Source organism: Streptomyces bathyalis (assembly GCF_015910445.1).
GTDB classification, from domain to species: Bacteria; Actinomycetota; Actinomycetes; order Streptomycetales; family Streptomycetaceae; genus Streptomyces; species Streptomyces bathyalis.
In genome coordinates this window covers 3,593,235-3,611,094 of record NZ_CP048882.1, presented here as the reverse complement: position 1 = coordinate 3,611,094, position 17,860 = coordinate 3,593,235, and the positions used below count along the sequence as shown (strand labels likewise).

The 17,860-nt window shown below is 71.4% G+C and carries 15 protein-coding genes; 5 read left to right on the top strand and 10 right to left on the bottom strand.

The features are described from left to right. The first annotated feature begins 100 nt into the window (after nt 1–100). Together G4Z16_RS15715 and G4Z16_RS15710 are read left to right on the top strand one after the other, a co-directional pair. Nucleotides 101–790, top strand: coding sequence for a TIGR03086 family metal-binding protein (locus G4Z16_RS15715; RefSeq protein ID WP_197351404.1), 690 nt, complete (start codon nt 101–103; stop codon nt 788–790). Next, the gene (locus G4Z16_RS15710; RefSeq protein ID WP_246530879.1) at nt 783–2,216 is read left to right on the top strand and encodes an FAD-binding oxidoreductase; all 1,434 of its coding nucleotides are present in this window, start codon (nt 783–785) and stop codon (nt 2,214–2,216) included. Before G4Z16_RS15715 ends, G4Z16_RS15710 begins: the two co-directional genes overlap by 8 nt. Nucleotides 2,217–2,316: 100 nt before the next feature. Here the strand turns inward: G4Z16_RS15710 and efeB are convergent, their stop codons facing one another. The 6 genes from efeB to G4Z16_RS15680 form a co-directional block, all read right to left on the bottom strand. Next, nucleotides 2,317–3,567: an iron uptake transporter deferrochelatase/peroxidase subunit gene (efeB, locus tag G4Z16_RS15705; RefSeq protein WP_197351402.1), complete on the bottom strand. Its 1,251-nt coding sequence runs from the start codon at nt 3,565–3,567 to the stop codon at nt 2,317–2,319. A gap of 219 nt (nt 3,568–3,786) precedes the next feature. Further along, nucleotides 3,787–5,925, bottom strand: coding sequence for a copper resistance CopC/CopD family protein (locus G4Z16_RS15700; protein ID WP_246530878.1), 2,139 nt, complete (start codon nt 5,923–5,925; stop codon nt 3,787–3,789). Nucleotides 5,926–5,936: 11 nt separating this feature from the next. Then, a complete protein-coding gene (locus G4Z16_RS15695; RefSeq protein ID WP_197351401.1) occupies nt 5,937–6,422 on the bottom strand; it encodes a copper chaperone PCu(A)C in 486 nt (161 codons plus the stop codon). Continuing rightward, a complete protein-coding gene (locus G4Z16_RS15690; protein ID WP_197351400.1) occupies nt 6,419–7,078 on the bottom strand; it encodes an SCO family protein in 660 nt (219 codons plus the stop codon). Before G4Z16_RS15690 ends, G4Z16_RS15695 begins: the two co-directional genes overlap by 4 nt. Before the next feature lie 145 nt (nt 7,079–7,223). After that, the gene (locus tag G4Z16_RS15685) at nt 7,224–7,958 is read right to left on the bottom strand and encodes a YcnI family copper-binding membrane protein (RefSeq protein WP_197351399.1); all 735 of its coding nucleotides are present in this window, start codon (nt 7,956–7,958) and stop codon (nt 7,224–7,226) included. 109 nt (nt 7,959–8,067) lie between these two features. Next, on the bottom strand, nt 8,068–9,036 hold the full coding sequence (locus tag G4Z16_RS15680) for a hypothetical protein (RefSeq protein ID WP_197351398.1): 969 nt from the start codon (nt 9,034–9,036) through the stop codon (nt 8,068–8,070). Between the two features lie 245 nt (nt 9,037–9,281). Here G4Z16_RS15680 and G4Z16_RS15675 point away from each other — a divergent pair, with 245 nt between their 5' ends. Continuing rightward, nucleotides 9,282–9,764 (top strand): ATP-binding protein, encoded by a 483-nt coding sequence (locus tag G4Z16_RS15675; protein WP_197351397.1) that lies wholly within the window; start codon nt 9,282–9,284, stop codon nt 9,762–9,764. A gap of 100 nt (nt 9,765–9,864) precedes the next feature. On the opposite strand, the gene G4Z16_RS15670 is transcribed toward G4Z16_RS15675, so the two are convergent. The 3 genes from G4Z16_RS15670 to G4Z16_RS15660 form a co-directional block, all read right to left on the bottom strand. After that, nucleotides 9,865–10,866, bottom strand: coding sequence for a PP2C family protein-serine/threonine phosphatase (locus G4Z16_RS15670; protein WP_197354624.1), 1,002 nt, complete (start codon nt 10,864–10,866; stop codon nt 9,865–9,867). A gap of 228 nt (nt 10,867–11,094) precedes the next feature. Then, entirely contained in the window at nt 11,095–12,537 is a 1,443-nt protein-coding gene (locus tag G4Z16_RS15665) for an aminopeptidase P family protein (protein ID WP_197351396.1), read from the bottom strand. Between the two features lie 128 nt (nt 12,538–12,665). Beyond that, nucleotides 12,666–14,150, bottom strand: a complete 1,485-nt coding sequence (locus G4Z16_RS15660) for a PP2C family protein-serine/threonine phosphatase (protein ID WP_246530877.1) — start codon at nt 14,148–14,150, stop codon at nt 12,666–12,668. 615 nt (nt 14,151–14,765) lie between these two features. On the opposite strand from G4Z16_RS15660, the gene G4Z16_RS15655 reads away from it, so the two are divergent. Both G4Z16_RS15655 and G4Z16_RS15650 read left to right on the top strand, forming a co-directional pair. Beyond that, nucleotides 14,766–15,542 carry a bifunctional DNA primase/polymerase gene (locus G4Z16_RS15655; protein WP_197351394.1) on the top strand — a complete coding sequence of 259 codons (777 nt, stop codon included), beginning with the start codon at nt 14,766–14,768 and terminating at the stop codon, nt 15,540–15,542. A gap of 218 nt (nt 15,543–15,760) precedes the next feature. Next, nucleotides 15,761–16,357: a hypothetical protein gene (locus G4Z16_RS15650; protein ID WP_197351393.1), complete on the top strand. Its 597-nt coding sequence runs from the start codon at nt 15,761–15,763 to the stop codon at nt 16,355–16,357. A gap of 240 nt (nt 16,358–16,597) precedes the next feature. On the opposite strand, the gene G4Z16_RS15645 is transcribed toward G4Z16_RS15650, so the two are convergent. Continuing rightward, nucleotides 16,598–17,569 (bottom strand): DUF5926 family protein, encoded by a 972-nt coding sequence (locus G4Z16_RS15645; RefSeq protein WP_197351392.1) that lies wholly within the window; start codon nt 17,567–17,569, stop codon nt 16,598–16,600. Between the last annotated feature and the right edge of the window lie 291 nt (nt 17,570–17,860).

The following is a 17,860-nucleotide window of genomic DNA, read 5'->3' as shown; positions in this document are numbered from 1 at the left end:
ACCTGTCCCCGGACCCGAGGGCTGCCGAGTCCGTGACCCGACCCCGGCGCAACTGGCCCATCAGTGCCGCCTGCCCTTCCTCCCGAACGGAGCCCTTCACATGAACGCCGACACATCCGCCGCCACCCCCGGCCCCGCGATGGATCCGCGGCCCGTGTACGAACGTGCCGCCGACCAGATGACCGCCGTCTTCGCCGCGGTCGAGCCCGGAGCGCTCACCCGCTCCACCCCCTGTGCGGGGTTCGACGTGGGCAGCCTCCTCAGCCACGTGGTCGGGGGCACGCTCCGAACCGCGCAGGCCGGTGAGGGCGGCGGCTACGGCGAGGTCGACCCCGATGCGAAGGTCGACTCCGGGGTCGCCGGCGTACCGGACAACGGCTGGCGGGAGCCGTACGCGCAGGCCCGCGAGCGGTTCACGGCGGCGTGGGCGGACGACGCGAAGCTCGATGCGCCCGTCACCATGCCGTGGGGCACGATGCCGGGCCGCTTCGCGGTGGCGGGCTGTGCCATGGAGATCGTCACGCACTCATGGGATCTGGCGCAGGCGCTCGGACGGCAGGACCTGCTGGACCCGGCTCTGGCCACGTTCGCACTGGGCGTCGCCCGTCAGGCGGTGCCCGAGGAGCGCGGCGAGGATGTGCCGTTCGGGCCACCGCTGAGCGTCCCCGAGGACGCGGACGACTACAGCCGGCTGGCGGCGTGGCTGGGCCGCGAGGGCAATGCCGCGAGCGCCGGCGACGGCGGCCCGTCCGGCCGTTCGGAGGCGACGCGGGGGAGCGGGCGTGGCTGACGATTCGCGAACGGCCGCACCGGGGGCGGGGCTTCCCGCCTTCCCGGCCGGCCGCGTCCGCGGTCCCGTGCTGCTTCCAGGTGACGAGCAGTATTCCGAGGAGGTCTCCGGCTTCCAGGCGGGCTACCGGCACCGGCCCGACGTGGTCGTCTGCGCGACGGAGGCCGCCGATGTCCGCGCCGCCGTGGAGTACGCGGCCACGCACCGGCTGCCGCTGGCCGTGCAGGCGACGGGCCACGGTCTGACCGTTCCGCTGCCGGGCGGTGTGCTGGTCAGCACGCGCCGCATGACGGAGGTGCGCGTGGACGCCGCCGCCCGGACCGCGTGGATCGGGGCGGGAGTGCGCTGGGGCCAGGTCGTCGAGGAGGCGGGGCGGTTCGGGTTGGCCCCGCTGAGCGGATCCGGTCCCGGTGTCGGTGCGGTCTCGTACTCGCTGCACGGCGGCATCGGACTGCTGGCCCGCGAGTTCGGCTACGCCGCCGACCATGTCGGCGCCGCCGAGCTCGTCACGTCCGACGGGCGGCTGCGGCACGTCACCGCTGACAGCGATCCGGAACTCTTCCGGTCGCTGCGCGGCGGGGGAGGCAACTTCGGCGTCGTGACAGGTCTGGAGATCGGGCTGTTTCCCGTCGAGCGGCTCTACGGCGGCCAGTTGCTCTTCGACGGGGAGTCGGCGGAGGACGTCCTGGAGGCGTGGCGGGAGTGGACGGCGACGGTGCCGGAGAGCCTGACCTCGTCGGTGACCGTGATGACCTACCCGGACATCCCGGTGCTCCCCGGCCATCTGCGCGGCCGACGCGTGGCGCAGGTGCAGATCGCGTACAACGGCGACGAGGCCGATGGCGAGCGGCTGGTCGCGCCGCTGCGCGCGGCCGGTCCACGGATCGCCGGGACGCTGCGGACGATGCCGTTCACCGAGTCGTGGAGCGTCTACAACGAACCCGACCAGCCGCACTCCTACCAGGGCGCCAACGCGCTGCTGGGGGAGGCGCTGCCGGACCGTGCGACGCTGCGTTCCGTCCTGGAGCGGACGGGACCGGACGCTCCGTCGATGACCGTGCTCAGCCTGCGCCACATGGGCGGCGCCCTCGCGCGGCAGCCCGCCGTGCCGAACGCGGTGGGTGGACGCGACGCGGGATATCTGCTGGTGGTGCTGTCGGTGCTGGACGGTTCCTCGTCCGCGGAACTGCGCCGTCTCCAGGAGCGGGTGCTGGACGCGGTGGGACCGTGGACGGTCGGCTCGAACCTCAACTTCCGCTACGGGCGGTCCGCGGGGGCGGTGCCAGGGGGAGCGGCCGCCGCTTTCTCGCCGGAGGACCGCGTGCGTCTGGCCGCGCTGAAGGCGTCGGCGGACCCGTCGAACCTCTTCCGCTTCCACCACGTGACGCTGGATCAGGAGAGGCGGGAGGAGCGGCACGAGCCGTAGAGCGGGGGACGGAGGCGGCAGAGCAACGCGCCGGGACGACAACCCTGGACAGGCCGTCCCGGCGCGCTGCGGTCATCCCTCCGGGAGGACGCGCGCTGCGTCATCCCTCCAGCAGGCGTTCCCCGACGTACTCGCCCTTGGCCGGGCCGCCCGGAACCGCGAACAGGCCGCTGGCCTCGTGCCGGATGAAGCGCGAGAGCGCGTCGCCGCGGTCGAGCTTCCGCTGCACGGGCACGAAGCCGAGCTGCGGATCGGCCTGCCAGGCGATGAAGAGCAGCCCGGCGTCGGGAGCACCGTCGTCGCGGAAGCCGTCGTGGTACGAGAAGGGGCGCCGCAGCATGGCCGCGCCGCCGTTCGTCTCGGGGGCGGCGACACGTGCGTGTGCGTCGGCGGCGATGACGGGGGAGCCGTCGGGGCCCCGCTTCTCCAGGTCGGGCTCGGTGTCCTCGTTGCCGCCGGTGAGGGGGGAGCCGTCGGACTTGCGGCGGCCGATGACCCTCTCCTGCTCATTGCGCGTCCGCTTGTCCCAGTCGTCGAGCAGCATCCGGATGCGCCGCACGACGGCGTACGAGCCGTTCGCCATCCACGCCGGGGACCCCGAGGCGGGTACGAAGATCCGTCTGTCGAAGTTCGGTTCGGAGCGCTTGGGGTTGTTGGTGCCGTCGACCTGCCCCATCAGGTTGCGCATGGTCATCGGGCGGCGGGTGGCTCCCGGTGTCCGTGTGAAGCCGTTCATCTGCCAGCGCAGCCGCGCCGTTCCCGCGGCCTGGCGCTGGATCTCGCGCAGCGCGTCGAAGGCGACGAGCGCGTCGTTGCTGCCGATCTGCACCCAGAGGTCGCCGTCGGAACGGTCCTTGTCGAGGGCGTCGCCGGAGAAGTCGGGGAGCGGGGTCAGCTCGTTCGGACGCTGCTTCTCCAGGCCGGTGCGGGAGAAGAAGGAGCGGCCGAAGCCGAAGGTGATGGTCAGTGAGGAGGGCCCGGCGTCGAGGGAGACGCCCGTCGGGTTCGCGGTCGACTCGTTGGCCATGAGTTCGCGCGCCGTCCTCGACCAGCGCTTCAGCAGCGCCGCGGCCTGCTTGCGACGGGCGCCGGGGACGAGGTCGAAGGCGATCAGATGACCGACGGCCTGCAGCGGCGTGACGATGCCGGCCTGGTGCTTTCCGTGGAAGGCCACGCGCGTCGAGCCGACGGACGTGAGGGGGGTGGGGGCTGCCAGGCCGTCCCGGGCGACGGCCTGTGCGACCGCTCCGCCGGTGGCGCCGACGGCCAGACCGGTGGCGCCTGCCGCTCCGACCGTGCTGACGAGTCGGCGGCGCGAGACGCCCTGAGGTTCATGGTCGTGCTGTGTCATCACTGCTTCCTGGCATCGTCCGGCGTGGGGGCGTGTGTGTGCTGGAGCGGGGGCGTGCACGGCGCCGCCGGTTCATGCATGCACCTGCTTCTTCCGAGCGGTGCCGGCGCTCGTACGTCGTCCTGCTGCTGTTCAGCTATATCTCTGGCAACGTCCCCGCATTCACAAGGTTCGCCCATTTGCGGATGTGTGGTTCGTCTCCGACGCCGGTTTCCCGGGTCAGTCGATCTGGATGGTCTTGCTCTCGGTGACCTGGTCGATGTCCGAGGTGCGGATGGTGACGGAGGCCTTCCACCGTCCCGCCACCGGGAGTTGGACCGTCTCCGAACGCCAGCGGCCCTTCGCCTCGTTGATCCTCTCGAACTCGACCTTGAACGGGCCGAGATCCTGTTCGGGGAGGGTGAGCGAGGCCTTCACCTCTTCGGTGGGCAACTGCTTCCCGTCCGCGTCCCTCGTCATGATCCGCAGTGAGTTGCCGCCCGCCTGACCGGGTGTGATCCACAGCAGGGCAGTGCCCTTGCCGTTCCGGCCACCGGTGTCGAACGGGATCTTCTGCTTGATGGTGAGGCCCTCCCGCACCTGACCGGTGCCTGCGCCCGGGGCGCCGCCCGCCTTCGTGAGTTCTTCCGTGCGGCCCGGTTCGGTTCCGGCCAGGGCCGTGGCCACGACGAGCAGCACGACCGCGACGGTGGCTTCGGCGAGTACGGAGCGGCGCAGCCCGGCACGCTCGGGGTCGGATTCGCGGGCCTTCCTGCGGTTCTCGCGGGCCACGGCCGCGCGCTGACGGGCGAGTTGGGCAGTCCGGGCGGTGGATCCCGTGGTGCCGGCGGTGCCTTCGGCCTGTTCGCCGGCGGCTGCGCCGACTGCCGCGCCGACGGTTGCCGGTGCCTTCTCCCGTGCGGCGGCGTCCTCGCCGGCCTCGGCGTCGGCGCCCGCGTCCCGGCGCACCTCACCCAGCCGTGACGTCCACTGCCGGGAGACGTATGCGAGACCGATGAGCAGGACGACGAGGCCCACCTTCGCCAGCAGAATCCGCCCGTACGAGGTACCCGTGAGCGCGGTGAACGTGCCGAGCTGCCGCCAGGACTGGTACAGCCCGGTCACCGCGAGCACCAGCACGCTGCCGAATGCGACCCGCGAGAAGCGCTGCACGACGACGCGCTCGGGGGACGGCCCCCGGTGCAGGACCGTCAGCAGGGCGGCCAGCCCGCCCAGCCATGTGGCGACCGCCAGCAGATGGACGACGTCGACGGGCATCGCGATCTGCGGCTGCAGACCCGTGGACGCGTGCTCGGCGATGGCCCATGTCGCCGCGAGCCCGACGGCGACGACGCCGCCTCCGAGGGTGAGCCCCAGGGCGACGTCACGGCCGCGGGTCTCCCCGTCCTCCGCCCCGCTCCCGTCCTCGCGCTTCTCCTCGGACCCGGCCTCGCGCTTCACGCCGGACGTCGTGCCGCCGTCGGCGACTTCGGCGTCGGGCCGTTCCGCCGCCCGCTCTTCCGCACGCTCGTCCCGGTCGCCGGCGTACGAGCCGAAGAGCACCGAGATGATCACTGCCGCCGTTCCCAGGAGCAGCAGCCTGGCGGCGAGGGCGGCTCCGGGCTTCGAACCGAGCGCGTCCTGCAGGCCGCCGAGATCGAAGACCTCGCCCAGCTCTCCGGTGCTCGTATAGGCGTTGCGCAGCAGCAGCATCAGCAGGGTGGCGCCGGTGATCGTCAGCCACCCCGTCACCACGAGCCGTTGGAGCCGCCGGACCGCGGCGCTCTCCGGCCTGCACAGCAGGACGAACGCGGCTCCGCCCACGAGCAGGACGAAGCCCGCGTAGGCGGCGTAACGGCCCACCTGGTAGAGCATCCCGACCGGTCCGCCGCCCGTCGCCTGGCCCTCGTCCGCGATGTTCGCCGAGGTCGCCGACGTATGGCCGACGGAGAAGGTGAACGCTCCCGCGACGGGGTGGCTGTCGTCCGAGACGGCCTTCCACGCCACGGTGTAGGTGCCCTTCGGGCCGTCGGGCTTCAGGTCGACGGAATGCGTGTTCGCCTTGCCGGGCACATCGCTGACCTTGTCGGTGTCGAGGCGCTTGCCGTCCGGGCCGAGCACACGTATCGACCCGTCCGACATCGAGACGCCCTCGGAGAAGGTCACCGTGACCTGCTTGGGCGCGCTGCTCACCACCCGGCCCTCCGCCGGTGTGCTGTCGGTCTGCACCGCGTGGGCCGCGGCCGGGGCGGCGGAACCGACCACCGTGAGCAGCGCGCACAGCGTCGTGCCCAGCAGCGCGAGGAGCATCGCGGCGGGTGTGGCGCGGCGCCCGGCGGCGCGCGGACGCGGGCGGGGACGCCTGGTGGTGAGCGGCACGGGGCAGTCCCTCATTTCTTCGGTACGAAGTTCGTCGCCTCGACCGGCATCGAGACCTTGATGTCGCCGGACTTGCTGAAGTGGAGCGTCACCCGCACCTTCTCGCCCTTCACCGGTTTGCGCTCCGGATTGAGGAACATGATGTGGTTTCCGCCCCGGCTCAGCCGGAGGGTTCCGTTCGCGGGCACCTTCAGCGACTTCACGTGCTGCATCTGCTGATCGGAGGTCCTGTGGAGCTGCGCCTCGCCGAAGGCGCCGCTCTTGACGGAGGTCAGCTTGTCGGGGGCTCCGCCCGTGTTCTTCACGGTGAGGAAGCCGCCCGCCATGTCCTTCATGACCGGCTGCGGCATGTAGGCGCCGCTCACCGACAGCTTCGGCCTGGAGCCCCCGGAATCGGAAGCCGGCTCCTGACCGGAACCGCACGCGCTGATCACGAGCAGTCCCGTCGCGAGAGGCAGCAAGGTCGCGAAGCGCCGTACGCGGGAAGTGCGTGTCACGGGTTCTCCCCCTTGATGATGTCGGGGAGTTCCTTCTTCAGGATCTGCGGAGTGGAGTTGCCCTCCGTGTAGATGACGTGCGCCTTGTCGTCCTTGGGGGAGAAGGCGAGGAGCTGCGCGCCGTGCGTGGAGACGACGTCCCCGTTCTTCTTCTTGTAGGACGGCTCGATGCTGACGCCGACCGTGCGCGCGCCCGCCTGGATGGTGTCGAAGTCGCCCGTCAGGCCGGTGAAGGAGGGGTCCTGGCCGCGCAGCCAGCTGCCCAGCTCCTTCGGGTTGTCCCGCTTGGGGTCGGAGGTGACGAAGACGACCTTCAGCTTCTTCTTCTGCTCCGCCGTCAGCTTGGACCTGGCCACGGCGATGTTGCTCATCGTCAGCGGGCAGATGTCCGGGCAGTGGGTGTAGCCGAAGTACAGCAGCACCGGCTTGCCCTTGGTCTCCTCGATCAGGTCGTACTCCTCGCCCTTGGTGTCGGTCAGGGTGAGGTCCGGCTTCTCGAAGGGCTGGTCGAGTACGACTCCGCCCTTCTTCTGCGGCGCGCCCGAGGCGACGGCCTTGTCGCTGCCGCCTTCGTTGCCGCCGCTGCCGCATCCCGCCAGGGCGAGGACGCCCGCGAGGGCGAGCGCCGCGGCGCCGATGGTTGTGGTGTTACGCATAGAGCACTGACTTTCTGACTTGTCGCTGCTTCGCAGCGCTGACACCGCACGGCCGCGGCCCCGCTCCGGGGCTCGCCGCGCGGACCGGGCGACCGGGGAGGCGGGCGCCCGTACCGCGTGGATACGGGCGCCCGCACCGGTCCGGCTAGGAGCTGCGGCGCCGTCCGGCGAGCACGCCGAAGGCGACGCCCGCGATTCCGGCGATGATGCCGACGATGCCGAGCACGCGAGCCGTGTTGTCCGTTCCCGCGCCTGCCTTGGAGGCGTCGTCCGAGGCGCCGCTCTCCGCCGAGGCGTTCTCCGAGCTTGCGGCGTCGCCGCCCTTGGCGTCGGAGTGGCCGGCCGCCGCCGGCGTCAGCTTCAGCACCGGAGCCGGGTTCTCAGGCTCGGGCTGACCCTCCTCGGTCTCCTCGATCCAGCGCACGACCTGGTCGTCGTCGTAGGTCTGGAGAGCCTTGAAGACGAGCTCGTCGGTGTCCTCGGGCAGTTCGCCCATGGAGACCGGGAACTGCTGGAACTCGCCCTTCTTCACCTCGCCGCCGGTCCAAGTGATCTTGGTGACGGCCTCGTCGATCTTCTCGCCGTGCACCTCGATCGGCTTGTCCAGCTTGGACTTGGTGACCTTGACGTCCCAGCCGGGCACCGGCTGCGGCATCACGGACGCGAGCGGGTGCTCCTTGGGAAGGTTGACCTCGAGCTTCGTCGTCGAGGCGTCGTCGCGCTCGTTGGGAACCTTGAAGTTCACAACGCTGTAGTCGCCCTGCGCGGCGGACTCGGGGTCGACGGACACATGCGCGAAGGCGGGCCCCGCGCACAGGAGTACGGATGTGGCTGCGAGGGCGCCGGCCGCGGTCAGGCGGCGGCGCGTACTGGTCTGCATGGTGGTTGCTCCTGAATGACAGGACGGAACGCATGACGGATGTATCGAGCACATGACTGGGTGCGCGGCGAGCGCGCACGCCGTCGTTCCGTCCTTGGGGCGCCGTGCGTCAGGCCGCGAGTGCGAAGCTCTCCTGCTGCGTCCCGTGCGGCGGACCACGCCTGTTGACCGAGTGCTGGAGCAGCACGGAACGAGCCGTGCCGTGCCGGTGTGCGTCCAGGAAGCCGGTACGCGCCGGCATCTGCGGGATCAGACCGCTGCGCCGGTCCCGTACATGGGCGAGCGCGGCGCCGAGTGTTGCCCTCACGTGCCGGACTGCCTTGCGCGCGGTGCGGGCCGAGAGCCGGACCAGCCGCCACAGCGCGGCCTCTCCGCGGTGCAGGAACCAGCCGAGCGCGAGGGCGGCGAGGACGTGGCCCAGGAGCATCGGGCCGTCCATCAGGCTCACGGCGGCGTGAGCGGCGGTGCGCAGGCACTCCAGCGGGGTGTCGGCCGAGGCCGCGGCGCTGCCGGCCGCCTCGTGCCCCGCGTGACCGGCCTGCCCGGCGTGGGTGGCGTGCTGGGTGAAGCCCCCGTGGGACCCGTGCCCGGCGTTCCCCGAATGACCTGCATGACCTGCATGACCTGCGTGCCCCGCATGACCGCCGAGCCGCCCGGCGTCGAGCCCGGCGTCGGAGACGACTTGGCGCGCCCGCGCATCGCTCATGCGTCCCGGGGACTGCTCGTTGCACAGCAGCCGTGCGGCGAGGCTCCGCAACTCGGTTCCCCGGCCGCCCGCGTGGGCCCCGTGCTGCGAGCCCGAGGGCGTCGCGGCGGCCCCGGTGACCTGGCGTCCACAGGCGAACAGGGTGTGGAGCACGATCTGGCCTGCCGCGAGCAGCGCGGCTATCCCCGGAAGCGACCGCTCCCGCCCCGCCAGTGGCGCCGCCACCGCGAAGACGACCGCGAAGCCGAGACCCAGCGACCACAGCGGCATGCTGTGGCCGCCCGTGAGTGAGTGACCGGCCGCGGACAACGTCACGCAGACCGCGGTGAACACCGCGGCCCGTGCGAGTCTGAGATCCGCCCCGGCAGTCATGGCGGCGTCATCATCTCACCGTCACCGGCCCCGCATCCTCCGGGGGTCGAAACGCCCGGAATCGTGCGTCTTCCGTCCGTACGCAGGAGAAGGGCGGCTCAGCCGGACGGTGTCGCGTCCTCCGAACGGACGGGTTGAGCAGACACGGGTGCGTACTGCCCCCACAACCGGCAATACGTATGCGCATGGCCGGGCTGGCCCCTTCGGGTGCCGACCGTCGAGCCTCGGCCTGTGGAGGGTTGAGCATGAGCATGTGGTGGTGTCTCCAATTGAGGCGCGAAGCTGCCAGCGTGCCGCTCGCCCGGCGGCTGCTGCTTGATGCCATGGACAGCGCCGGGGTGGACAGCGAGGTCTCGTTCGAATTGTCGATCGCGCTCTCCGAGGCGTGTGCGAACGCCGTCGAGCACGGCCGGGGCGAACACTCGGACGCGTACTGCGTCACCACCTACCTCGACGGCGACCGTTGCCGCATCGAGGTCGCGGATTCCGGCCCCGGCTTCCACACGTCCGCGCTGTCGCCCAGCGTGCCCCTGGACGCCGAGAGCGGACGCGGCCTGTTCCTGATCGAGTCGCTCGCCGACCATGTCCGGGTACGGAACCGTCCGGGCCGCAAGGGAGCCGTCGTCACCTTCGACAGGACCCTCAAGTGGCAGCACGGGGACGGCGGACCGGGAAGCGGCAGCCGTGCGGCCGAGAGCGGCGGAGACCGGCTGCTCGCGGCGGGGTGAGGTCTCGTGGCGCGGTGAGGTCTCGTGGCGTGGTGAGGGCAGGTGGCCCGGGACCGGGACCTGACTCAGCAGCGTCCCGCGACCGAACGCGCGGGCCGCGCTACTGGCCCCGGTAGCGCAGCAGCAGCATCGCCGCGTCGTCGTGCGGCGGGCCGCCGATGTGATCCGCGAGGTCCAGTCGCACGGCCGTCAGCGCCGCGTCCGGATCGGGGTCCTTGAGCAGGTCGCCGCGTTCCTCGAGCGGGTAGAAGCGGTTGGCGCGGTCGCGCGCCTCGCTCACGCCGTCTGTGTAGAAAAGCATCTGGTCACCGGGGACGAACGGCACCTGGTGCGGCACCGGCGCCGGGCCGTCCTCGAGGTCCAGCCCCAGCGGCATGGCACGTTCCGGGGGCTCGGCGTAGTCGACGGAGCCGTCGGGGCGGATCATCAGCGGCGCCGGATGGCCGAAGTTGAGGAGTGTGGCGCCGTCCCGCTCCCGCACCTCGGCAAGGACGGCGGTCACGAACTTCTCGCCGAGCAGATGCCTGGCGAGCGCTCTCTCCAGGCGCTTGCCGACCGCCATCAGGTCCGGTTCGTCGAACGCGGCCTCGCGGAAGGCGCCGACCACGACGGCCGCCGTCTCCACGGCCTCGAGGCCCTTGCCCTGGACGTCGCCGACTATGACCCGCACGCCCGTCGGCGAGGTCACCATCTCGTACAGGTCACCGCCGATACGGGCGTCGGCCATCGCCGAGGTGTAGGACACGGCGGCGCGCAGCTGTCCGGCGTTGCGCGGTACGGGGCGCAGAAGTACGCGCTGCGCGGCCTCCGCGATGGAGCGCACGCTGGCCAGTTCGGCCTCGCGCCGCTTGCGCATCGACGTCGCGGCGACACCGGCGACGGCGACGCCCGCGACGGAGATGAGGGTCGTGTAGCCGCGGCGGTCGTCCACCTGGGAGTTGTAGATGCTCAGCACCAGCGACAGGACCAGTGCGACCGCACCGATCACCACGCTGCGGCGCACGTTCCCGATGAGGCCCGCGAACGCCGGACCCAGCGCCATCATCGGCAGGAAGCCGACCGCAGGACCGGCCACGACATCGACGAGCGCGACGATGCCCATGGCGATGAAGGGGAGCGCGGCCAGCAGCCGGGGCCGGAACCGAAGCGTGAACACCCTGAGCTCTCCTCCCCCCGTCGGCGACGGATGCCGGACACGTGCAAGATTAGGCACGCGATCCCGGTTCCGGACCCGCTATGTGACTATCCGTGTACGGAAACGGTTGTACCCGTTGCCTCGCCGGGCCTCCGGAACCGCTGTGCGGCCCCGGCGGGCCCGGCCCGGCGGGAGTCAGCCCTTGAGGTCCGCCATCCAGGACTCCACGTCTGAGCTGCTGCGCGGCAGTCCCTCCGAGAGGTTCCGGTTGCCGTCCGCGGTGACGAGGATGTCGTCCTCGATGCGTACACCGATTCCGCGGTATTCCTCCGGCACTGTCAAGTCGTCGGGCTGGAAGTACAGTCCGGGCTCGACGGTCAGGCACATGCCCGGCTCCAGCGTGCCCTCGGCGTAGCTCTCGCGGCGCGCGGTGGCGCAGTCGTGCACGTCCAGGCCGAGCATGTGGCCCGTGCCGTGCAGCGTCCAGCGGCGCTGGAGGCCCAATTCGAGGACGCGCTCGACGGGCCCGTCCAGTAGGCCCCACTCGACGAGCTTCGTGGCGAGGACGCGCTGCGCGGCGAGGTGGAAGTCGAGGTACTTCGCGCCGGGTTTGACGGCGGCGATGCCCGCTTCCTGAGCCTCGTGGACAGCGTCGTAGATCTTCCGCTGGAGCGGCGTGAACCTGCCGTCGATCGGAAGCGTCCGCGTGACGTCGGCGGTGTAGAGCGTGTGCGTCTCGACTCCGGCGTCCAGCAGCAGCAGTTCGCCGGAGCGGACGGCGCCGTCGTTGCGCACCCAGTGCAGCGTGGTGGCGTGCGGGCCCGCGGCGCAGATCGACCCGTAGCCGACGTCGTTGCCCTCGACGCGGGCGCGAAGGAAGAACGTGCCCTCGATGTAGCGCTCGGACGTGGCCTCCGCCTTGTCCAGCACCCTCACGACGTCCTCGAAGCCGCGCACCGTCGACGCGCAGGCCTTCTCCATCTCGCCGATCTCGAACTCGTCCTTCACCAGGCGCATTTCGGAGAGGAAGACCTGGAACTCGTTGTCCTGCTCGGCGGTGACCTTGTCGGTGAGCGCCTGCTCCACCGACGCGTCGTACCCGCGCACCACACGCACCGGGCCCGTGGCCGCGCGCAGATCCGCGGCGACCTCGCGGACATCCGCGCACTGGATCCCGTACAACTGCTGTGCCTCGCTGAGGCTGTAGCGCCGGCCGACCCACAGCTCGCCCTCGCCGTTGAGCCAGAACTCGCCGTTCTCACGGTTCGAACGCGGCAGCAGGTAGAGCGTGGACTGGTGTCCGCTGCCCGCCGGGTCCGGCTCCATGACGAGCACACCGTCATCCGTCTGGTCCCCGGTGAGGTATGCGTACTCGACGGACGCACGGAAGCGGTACTCGGTGTCGTTGGAGCGGGTCTTGAGGTTGCCCGCGGGCACCACCAGCCGTTCGCCGGGGAAGCGGGCGGAGAGGCGGGCACGCCGGTCCGCCGTGTGCCCCGCCTGTGGGACGGGCTCGAGTCCGCGCAGCTCGGTGTCGGCCCAGCCGGTCTTCATGTTCTCGGCGAGCTCGTCGGAAACGGCCGGGTAGAGGCCGTTCTTCCGCTGCTTGATCGGCTGCTCGTCGGCGGATTCCGCCACGTCTGCCTCCTGATTCCGGTGTTTCGACCGCTTTCCATCGTATGGGGGCCCGAGGGCGCGCGGAAGCTGGTCAACGGGGCCTGAGGCCGTGGCCGGGGGAGGCACCCGGCGACGGTGCGGGCCCCGCCTCAGAAGCGTGCGGCGAGCAGGACGACGTCCTCGGCCTCGCTGCCCGGGTGGGCCGGCTGTCCGGAGCCCGACGCCTCACCGGCGGGGAGGGCCGTGCGCAGCACGTGGTCGACGAGGGCCTCGGGATCGGACCGCGCGGCGAGCGGCGCGCACGCGGCGGCGGAGTGCAGCCGGGCGAAGGCCCGGTCCATCTCCTCGCCGGTGCGGTGCAGCAGCCCGTCGCTGTAGAGAAGCAGCGTTTCTCCTTCGTACAGCGACAGCTCGACGCTCGGCGCCTCCCAGCAGGCCAGCATTCCCAGCGGCGCGGAGAGCGTCGTCTCGACGTACTCGGTGCGGTGCTCCCCGACGATCAGCGGCGGGCAGTGGCCGGCGCCGGCCAGCAGGATCCGGCGCACCGACGGCTCGGCGTAGGCGAAGAGCGCCGTGGCCGAACGCGCGGGTTCCGTCAGGCGAAGCAGCAGCTCCAGGTCGGAGAGGACGGCGACAGGGTCCTCGCCCTCCATCACGGCGTACGCGCGTAGAGACGCGCGCAGGCGCCCCATCGCCGCGACCGTGCCGGGGCCGCTGCCCGTGACGCCGCCGACGGAGAGCCCCAGGGCTCCCTCGGGCAGCGGCAGCGCGTCGTACCAGTCGCCTCCGCCGCGTGGGCCGGTCAGGTGCCGCACGGCCATCGTGACGCCTGGAACCCGAGGGAGTCTGCTCGGCAGCAGGCCCTCGCGCAGCGCCGTCAGATCCGCACGCGTGCGGGCGAGTTCGAGGTGCCGGGCGATCTGCTCGCTGGCGCAGCGGAGGTAGAGGCCGAGCAGATGGCGCTGGCGGGCGGTCGGTTCGGCGGGTTCGTCGTAGAGCCAGACGGCGGCGCCGATGCGGGGGGTGTCCGAGGTGGCGATGCGCGTCGCGTAGCTGGCGGCGTAGCCGAGGCGGGCGGCGACCTCCCGGTGACGTGGGTCGAGGGTGTCGTCGGTGGCGATGTCGGGGTGGGTGATCTCGGGGTAGCCCCTGTACTCACCCCTGCCGGGGACGAGGTCGCTGTCCTCGTCGGGGGCGGTGCCCGCGTCGCGCGCACGGATGCCGTCGGTCGGCTCCGGCACGGAAGGGAGTCCGTCCAGGATCCTCGCGTACGAGGACGAATTGCGCGGCACGGTCTCCAGCTCGCCGATGTCGGCACGCCCGAGCCCGAGGCCGATGGTGCGCTCCGGGCTTTCGCTGTCGGCGGGTTCGAGCGCGACGAGCCCGCGCTGGGCCCCGACGAGGGTCGCTCCCGCGCGCAGCGTCTCGCGCAGTGCGTCGTCGAGCGTGGCGGTGCCGGACAGCCGTTCAGCGAGTTCCTGAAGGGTCGTCAGATCCGTGACCCAGCTGGCCAACCGGTCGTGGACAGCGGCGAGCTGCTCCGAGGACGCGTCGGAAGCGGGGGGCGCAGTTTGCTGTGGCGGGGAGATCACGGGTTTGAATCCGGCCACTTTCGACCGGTGCGGGGCGCTCATGGGAGCGTTCTCCCGCCTTGGTTCCTCTCTCTGCATTGCATCGCAAACCCCCATGTCACGCTGCTCCGCTGCCAATGCACAAGATGTACACGTAGCGGTAACAGGATGTCCAGCATCAGCCTTGCACTACGAATGGTGTCCGTGTGCTGTTGTTGACTTAAGGGGGGCGGGCCGCGGTTGCAGGAGGTTGGCGTAAAATCGCCTCTGAGAGACGGCATTTGCTGTCGACTGGAGCAGCCCCGCACATCTGCTCGCTTCCACGACGATGAGGAAGTGCAGGCCGGAGCATCGGCACAGCTGTTGCGGGTACGGAACCCGGTGAGGGAGCAGCGCGTCTCATGAGGCAGTGGCCTCCCCCTTTCCGGTTCGGCGGACACGCACGGACAGCACGGCCGGCACAGGCGCAATACCAAGCGGTTTCAAGGGCACCAGCACAGGTGGCGGCAGGGCGCACGAGCTCGGACGTTGCGTGGCCCACCACCGTGTTTCAGGCTCGGCTTACGGTATGACCAGCGGTTTTCTTACGCGCAGTGAGTAGTGAGAGACGTGTTGTGATGGGCTGAACGATCTCTGTCGGGACGATCTGTTGGCGTTCACGGAAAGGAACGAGCGCATATGCGCGAGATCCTCGGAAGGCGACGCATGAACCGGTCATCGCTGCGCAACGCGGCGCTGCACTGTGCCACCCACTGGGAGTGGCCCGTACTGCCCGGAGCGACCCTTACCCCTCCTTCGTCCCCGTCCCCCAGCGGTGCGAACCATTCCAAACGGCCGCTCACCGCGGTCTGCTCGTGTCCTGATGCCGACTGTGTCGTACCCGGCGCGCACCCCTTCGACCCGGTGCTCCTGGCCGCGACGACGGATCCTCGGATGATCCACTGGTGGTGGACCAACAGGCCCGCCGCACCGCTGATTCTGGCCACCGGCGGCCGTGCGCCCTCCGCGCTCAGCCTGCCGGCGATCGCGGGCGCCCGCGCGCTCGCCGAGCTCGACCGGCGCGGGCAGCGGCTCGGGCCGGTCGTCGCGACGCCCACGCGCTTCACACTTCTCGTCGCCCCGTACGGCCTTGCGGAGCTCGGCGAGCGCCTCTACGCCCATGACTGGGTGCCGAGTTCGCTGCGGTTCCACGGCGAGGGCGGCTACATCGCGCTGCCGCCCTCACACACGGGCGCGGGCCGTGTGCGCTGGGAGCGGGAGCCCGTGGCGGCGGACGCGCAGGACGACGCGGGCCGCAAGCCCAGGAGGGGCGCCGTGCGCGCCGCCTCGCGCGGCGCGCGCCGTGGTGGTCTCACGACCGCGGCTCCGTTTCTGCCCCGCATGGAGAGCGTGCTCGACGTCCTCGTCGAGGCGAGCGCCACGGCGCCCGATTCGGGGACGAGCCTTACGTATTGAGACCGGGCCGGCCGCACTGCCCGCTCCAGCGCGGTGCGAGGCGGCCGCTCCGCGTCACTCGTACGGGTACGAACTGGCAGGCGCTGTACGGGGAATGGACGCTCGCGCGGGGGAGCGGGCCTCCTCCGCCCGATATGTTCGCCTCACCGTCTCCGGTGCGCGCAGGCCCATCCCGGCCTGGCACCGGTCCGCCCTCTCCCGGCAGTGAGCCCTCCCCCATGCTTCAGCAGCAGCCGCGTTGCCTTGCGTCGGCGTCGCGCTTTTCCCTGATCACACTCGCCTGCACGGTTGTGCTCGCCGTGGCGCTGCCCATCGCGGCGGCCACGGCGGGGCCCGCCGCCGCTCCGGATGATGGCCCGGCGGTGGCCGCGCCCGCCCCCTCCACGTCGCACGGTCCGGTGGCCGGGGGAGGCACGGCGCACGGCGCCCGCTCCGGTGAGTCCGTGGAGGGCGAGGCCGCGGACGGGAAGCGCGTGGGCGGGGCGGCCGAGTCGTGCGGGCCCGAACTCAGCACTCCGGAAGGGCTGTCGGCGCAGACCTGCGTCATGTCGGAAGGCGGCCGGAAGTGGGCGCGGACGTACTACCGGAACGCCACCGGTTTGCCGCTGAGGGCCGCGCTCACGCTCACGCGTCCCGACGGGAGCGCTCTGAGCGCAGACTGCGCCATGCCTGCGGGAGGACGTTCGGATGTGTGCGAGACGCCTCGGGAGCGGATCCGTGCGGGCGGCCGTCCGTACGCGGCGATCGCCGAGGCGGGCTCCGCCGGCGGGGACCGGATGTTGCTGCGCTCGGCGAGCAACTCCCTTGCCCGCTGAGCGAGTTGGGGACGCGGGGCGTCCGCGCCGCACCCGCACATGCAAGAACCCGGTCGCTGGCGACGGGGGATGCACCAGCGACCGGGCTCCTAGAAAGGTAACAAGAGATCCGCCGTTAGCAAATTCGATCGCGCAGATCCGGACGTTGATTTACCTGCCGGTATGCGCATTCACGAGCCAGCTGTGACTGGTGTCACGTCACACTTTCTCCCTCGACTCCTTGCGGAACGGTCTACTCCGTCAACTCAGAGTGATCTGCCGGTTCATGAGACCACTGCGTGCGCGCCGCTCGTCCGCCGTCAGTGCCGTGCCGCTGGAGAGTGCCTCCGACAGCCGCTCGTTGAACCCCGCGGCGGGCTTCTCGCAGTCCTCCGAGGTCATGCCGGTCGGCAGGTCCCATACGGGCACCATCAGGCCGTGAGCGCGGAAGGAGCCCACGAGGCGGGTGTCGTCACCGAGCGAGGAGGCGCCCGCGGCGTGCAGACGTGCCAGCGCGTCGAGCAGCTTCTCCTCCGGGTGCGTCATCACCCACCGCAGATGATTCTTCTCGGGCGTCTCGCACCAGTACGCGCCATCGGCCACCGACAGGCGGGCCGTCGGGATCGCGGCTGAATTGGCCCGCTCCAGGGACGCGGCGACCTCACCCGTCGCGCTGTCGCTGCCGTCCCCCAGCCAGAACTCGAAGCCGCTGTGCACCTCCGGCTCGAAAGGGGCCTTCGGATCGAGCAGATCCTGCAGCCGCGGGCCGTCCGGTGCCGGCCGTCCCGCGTCGACGGGAGAGCCGGGTTCGGTCTCGAAGGCGCGGGTGAGGGTGTCCGCCAGGTCGCGGCTGATGTCCCCCGAAGAGGTGTCGTTCTGCAGGCCCAGCAGCACCTCGCCGTTGTCCCGGCGCAGCGCGGGCCAGGCCATCGGCAGCACCGTCGCGAGTGTCACGGCGGGAACGCCCTCGGGCAGCCCGCCCTTGAGCGTGAGCGGCGCCGTGGCGGCGGGCACGAGTTCACGCAGCGCGATCCAGTCCGGCTCTCCCGTCAGGCCTTCGAAGGGGCGCTGCACCAGTTCCGTGACGGCATGCGAGGCGGCCCGTCCGTGGCACGCCTTGTAGCGGCGCCCTGAACCGCAGGGGCAGGGCTCGCGCGCGCCGACGACGGGGACCTCCCCGTCGACGAGTTGCGGTGCTGTCGCCTTGGACTGGGGGCGGCGCTTCTTGGCCATGGCGTGCGGTTCTCCAGGTCTGCGGTCGGGAGGGTCTGCGTCGGGTCCGGTGCGGGACCGTTCGGCAGCCGGTGTCCTTGCTCGGTCTCGTCGGTCTGCTCGTGTGCTGTCGGCGCTCGATGCGCGTTGCGCCGGCGTGCGTTGTGCGCCCGGACCGCGGGTCGGGGGCGGGCGACCAGGGCCTGCCCGCGAGGGGAACGTGCGCCAACTGTCGCCGCGAGCCTAGCCGGTGAGCCCCTGTGCGTAAGGCGTTCCGCGTGTCGGCGCCGCGTGCGCCGGGGCGCGGGCACG

Coding starts and splice junctions, on each gene's coding strand:
- G4Z16_RS15715 (WP_197351404.1), top strand. CDS start 101: ATGAACGCCGACACATCCGCCGCCACCCCCGGCCCCGCGATGGATCCG.
- efeB (WP_197351402.1), bottom strand. CDS start 3,567: ATGACACAGCACGACCATGAACCTCAGGGCGTCTCGCGCCGCCGACTC.
- G4Z16_RS15690 (WP_197351400.1), bottom strand. CDS start 7,078: ATGCGTAACACCACAACCATCGGCGCCGCGGCGCTCGCCCTCGCGGGC.
- G4Z16_RS15685 (WP_197351399.1), bottom strand. CDS start 7,958: ATGCAGACCAGTACGCGCCGCCGCCTGACCGCGGCCGGCGCCCTCGCA.
- G4Z16_RS15680 (WP_197351398.1), bottom strand. CDS start 9,036: ATGACTGCCGGGGCGGATCTCAGACTCGCACGGGCCGCGGTGTTCACC.
- G4Z16_RS15675 (WP_197351397.1), top strand. CDS start 9,282: ATGAGCATGTGGTGGTGTCTCCAATTGAGGCGCGAAGCTGCCAGCGTG.
- G4Z16_RS15670 (WP_197354624.1), bottom strand. CDS start 10,866: ATGGGCATCGTCGCGCTCGTCGATGTCGTGGCCGGTCCTGCGGTCGGC.
- G4Z16_RS15660 (WP_246530877.1), bottom strand. CDS start 14,150: ATGAGCGCCCCGCACCGGTCGAAAGTGGCCGGATTCAAACCCGTGATC.
- G4Z16_RS15655 (WP_197351394.1), top strand. CDS start 14,766: ATGCGCGAGATCCTCGGAAGGCGACGCATGAACCGGTCATCGCTGCGC.
- G4Z16_RS15650 (WP_197351393.1), top strand. CDS start 15,761: ATGCTTCAGCAGCAGCCGCGTTGCCTTGCGTCGGCGTCGCGCTTTTCC.
- G4Z16_RS15645 (WP_197351392.1), bottom strand. CDS start 17,569: ATGGCCAAGAAGCGCCGCCCCCAGTCCAAGGCGACAGCACCGCAACTC.